This window comes from Arthrobacter sp. P1_A5 (genome assembly GCF_056406825.1).
The window spans coordinates 1-3,426 of sequence record NZ_JBFTZL010000278.1; the positions used below are offsets into that span (position 1 = coordinate 1).

Consider the following 3,426-nt stretch of genomic DNA (forward strand, 5'->3'; position numbering starts at 1 on the left):
GCCGCGGCCCGCGAGTCGCTGCAGCTGCCCGCGCCCGCCAAGGCCGCCGCCGCGGTCCCGGCCGGGGTCCAGTCCAAGGCGCCCGGCGTCACGCCGTGGCTGACCCCGAACAAGGACTTCTACCGGATCGACACGGCGCTGAGCGTGCCGGAGATCAACGTCCAGGACTGGGAACTGCGCATCCACGGCCTCGTGGAACAAGAGGTCCGGCTTACCTTCCAGGACCTGCTCGACGCCCAGCTCATCGAATCCCATGTGTCCCTGACCTGCGTGTCCAACCCGGTCGGCGGCAACCTGGCCGGCAACGCCAAATGGCTGGGCATGCCCATTCGCGACGCCCTGAAGCTGGCCCGCCCCACACAGGGCGCGGACATGGTGCTCTCCACCTCGGCTGACGGCTTCAGCGCCTCCACGCCCCTGGAGGTCCTCCAGGACGACCGCGACGCGATGCTGGCGATCGGCATGAACGGCGAGGCGCTCCCGCTCGAGCACGGCTACCCGGTGCGGATGGTGGTTCCCGGCCTGTATGGCTTCGTCTCCGCAACCAAGTGGGTGGTGGACCTGGAGGTGACCCGGTTCGCGGACAGCAAGGCGTACTGGACCCAGCGCGGCTGGTCCGAACGCGGCCCGATCAAGACCATGGCGCGGGTCGAGGTGCCCAAGTCCTTCGCCAAGGTCCCTGCCGGAAAGATCGCCATCGGCGGCACCGCGTGGGCCCAGACCCGCGGGATCACCAAGGTCGAGGTGCAGATCGACAGCGGGCCCTGGACCGAGGCGGTACTCTCCGCCGAGGCCTCCCTCATCACGTGGCGGCAGTGGTCCCTGGACTGGGATGCCACGCCGGGCCCGCACTACATCAAGGTGCGCGCCACGGACGGCAAGGGCGAGGTCCAGACGGACAAGCGAGCGGATCCGGTCCCGGACGGCGCCTCCGGCTGGCAGTCGGTGATGGTGACCGTGGAATAACCGGGGTATCAGCACCGGGCACCATAGACTTGCAGCATGGCTTTGAACCCGCATGCAACATTCACAGTCGACTCCGCCGTCGAACTGGCAGTCATCGAACGCAGCGGCTTCGTGGAGTCCCGCCACATCGGCTCGGCCGTGGTGCTGGCCGCGGACGGGACGGTAGTGATCGAGCTCGGCGATGTGAACGCCCCGATCTTTGCCCGGTCCACGCTCAAACCGTTGCAGGCCCTGGCCTCGATGCAGTCCGGCGTGCCCCTGCGGGGCGCCCAGGTGGCCATCGCGTGCGGCAGCCACGTCGGATCCCTGGACCACATGGACGTGGTCGAGGGCATGCTCAAGGCGGCCGGGGCCAAGGAAGACCAGCTGCAGTGCCCGGCCGACTGGCCCCAGGATGAGACGGCCCGGAACTGGCTCGTGCAGACCGAGCGCGGCAAGTCCCGGCTGGCCTTCAACTGTTCGGGCAAACACGCCGCGTTCCTTTGGGCGTGCACGGAGAACGGCTGGGACAAGAACAGCTACCTCGAACCCAACCACCCGCTGCAGCAGCGCATCCGCTCCGTGATCGAGGAGTACTGCGGCGAACGCATCACCCACCTGGGCATCGACGGCTGCGGCGCGCCGGTTGCCGCCGTCTCCCTGATCGGCCTGGCCCGGGCCTACTCGAAGCTGGCCAAGGCCCCGGGCGACAAGAACTCGAACGCGCGGGCAGCCACCATTGCCACGTCCATGCTGGACTACCCGTGGGCCGTCCAGGGGCGCGGGCAGGCCAACACGATCGTCATGGACGAACTCGGCATCCTGGCCAAGATCGGCGCCGAGGGCGTCCTGGTCATGGCCACCCGCCAGGGCGTCTCGGTTGCCATCAAGATGCTCGACGGCAACATCCGGGCCACTACGCTGGTAGGCCTGACGCTCCTCGCGGCCTCCGGTGCCGTCGAAATCCCTGAAGTGTCCAGCGTCCTGGACAAGGTGGTGGACCCGGTACTGGGCGGGGGACGCCCGGTGGGCAAGATCCGGCTCGGGCGGGCCGTCGCAGCGCTGCTGGACTAGGAGACTCGGGAAAGTGGCTGTATCGCGCCGTCGAATCGCTGTGGACGAGGGCCGCGCGGCCCTCGCCGCGTGGCAGGAAGCCACGGCGACCGCACCGGGCCCGAACGTGCCGGCCGCCGGAGTCACGGGCTCTGGAGGACCCGGCGCCGTCCCGCGCACCACGATCGCGACGGCAGTGCGCTACTGCCTGGAGGAAGTCACCGCGCGGGCGCCCGGGAACTCCGTGGAGGTGCGCGTCCCGCCATTCGGCGTCACCCAGTGTGTCGAGGGCCCGCGGCACACGCGCGGCACCCCGCCAAACGTCATCGAGTGCGACGCCGACACCTGGCTGGCGATGGTCAGCGGACGGTTGAGCTGGGCCGACGCCGTCGCCGCCGGCCGTGTTGCCGCCTCGGGACTGCGCGCGGACCTGTCCGCCCTCCTGCCCCTCTAGGTCCCCCGGCGGCGTCCCGCAGGACCCACCAGCCGGGCCCGCGCCCCCAGCCGCGCCTTAGCCGCGCCCCATGAACGGCATGCCCGCAGCTGTCACCACGAGGGATCCCACGTTGGCCGACGCCGGCATCCCGGCCATCAGCAGCACGGCCCGGGCGGCATCCTGCACCGCAAAGGTCGGCTCGGCCCGCAGGCTGCCGTCCGCCTGGGCCGCCCCGGTACCGACGCCAATCTCCTCCATGAGCTCCGTCGCCGCGTTGCCGATATCGATTTGTCCGCAGCTGATGCCGAAGCCCCGCCCGTCCAGGTCAATGCTTTTGGTCAGCCCCGTGATGGCGTGCTTGGTCACCGTGTAGGCCACCGTCCGCGGCCGCGGCGAATGCGCCGCGACCGAACCGTTGTTGATGATCCGCCCGCCCTGGGGCGACTGGGCCTTCATGGCCCGGACGGCGGCAGCGGCGCAGAGAAGGGACCCTGTGAGGTTCACGGCGAGGGTCGCGTCCCAGTCCTCCACGGTGATCTCGTCCACCGCGGCGGCGGGGCCGAACACGCCGGCGTTGTTGAAGAGCACGTCCACGCGCTCCCACTGCCCCAGCGCGGCGGCGAAAAGCCGTTCGACGTCGGCGGGGACGGTGACATCGCACGGGACCGCGAGCGCCTGGCGGTGGCCGGCCGCGGTCTCGCGGAGCGTTTCTTCCCGCCGCCCCGCCAGGACCACCCGGTATCCCTCGGCCAGCATGAGCCTGGCCACTGCGCGGCCGATGCCGGAACCGGCTCCGGTGACGACGGCGACCCTTCCGGGGGTGTGGTGCTGGCTCATGAGGTCCTCCTCGACGGTTACGCGCTGCCCGGCCAGCGTACCGCCGAGACGGCACATCACGGCAGTGTTTCGCGCCCGGACTGCCGCGAAATGTGTTGTCTGCGGCGGCGGCAGAGCGGCGGGAGGCGCGTCWGCCCGGCTGCGGGGCGGACGGC

The 3,426-nt window shown here is 70.6% G+C and carries 4 protein-coding genes; 3 read left to right on the top strand and 1 reads right to left on the bottom strand.

Annotation, left to right across the window (positions count from 1 at the left end):
* The 3 genes from AC1D1S_RS20215 to AC1D1S_RS20225 form a co-directional block, all read left to right on the top strand.
* Positions 1-966 (top strand): molybdopterin-dependent oxidoreductase (locus tag AC1D1S_RS20215; RefSeq protein ID WP_476995336.1); only part of this gene is annotated, 966 nt, incomplete at its 5' end.
* Between the two features lie 36 nt (positions 967-1,002).
* Complete coding sequence (locus tag AC1D1S_RS20220) at positions 1,003-2,019, top strand: asparaginase (RefSeq protein ID WP_079555582.1); 1,017 nt, start codon at positions 1,003-1,005, stop codon at positions 2,017-2,019.
* 13 nt (positions 2,020-2,032) lie between these two features.
* On the top strand, positions 2,033-2,452 hold the full coding sequence (locus tag AC1D1S_RS20225) for a sterol carrier family protein (protein WP_476995337.1): 420 nt from the start codon (positions 2,033-2,035) through the stop codon (positions 2,450-2,452).
* A gap of 57 nt (positions 2,453-2,509) precedes the next feature.
* Here the strand turns inward: AC1D1S_RS20225 and AC1D1S_RS20230 are convergent, their stop codons facing one another.
* Positions 2,510-3,271: an SDR family oxidoreductase gene (locus AC1D1S_RS20230; RefSeq protein ID WP_028276138.1), complete on the bottom strand. Its 762-nt coding sequence runs from the start codon at positions 3,269-3,271 to the stop codon at positions 2,510-2,512.
* Between the last annotated feature and the right edge of the window lie 155 nt (positions 3,272-3,426).

Coding starts and splice junctions, on each gene's coding strand:
- AC1D1S_RS20230 (WP_028276138.1), bottom strand. CDS start 3,271: ATGAGCCAGCACCACACCCCCGGAAGGGTCGCCGTCGTCACCGGAGCC.
- AC1D1S_RS20220 (WP_079555582.1), top strand. CDS start 1,003: ATGGCTTTGAACCCGCATGCAACATTCACAGTCGACTCCGCCGTCGAA.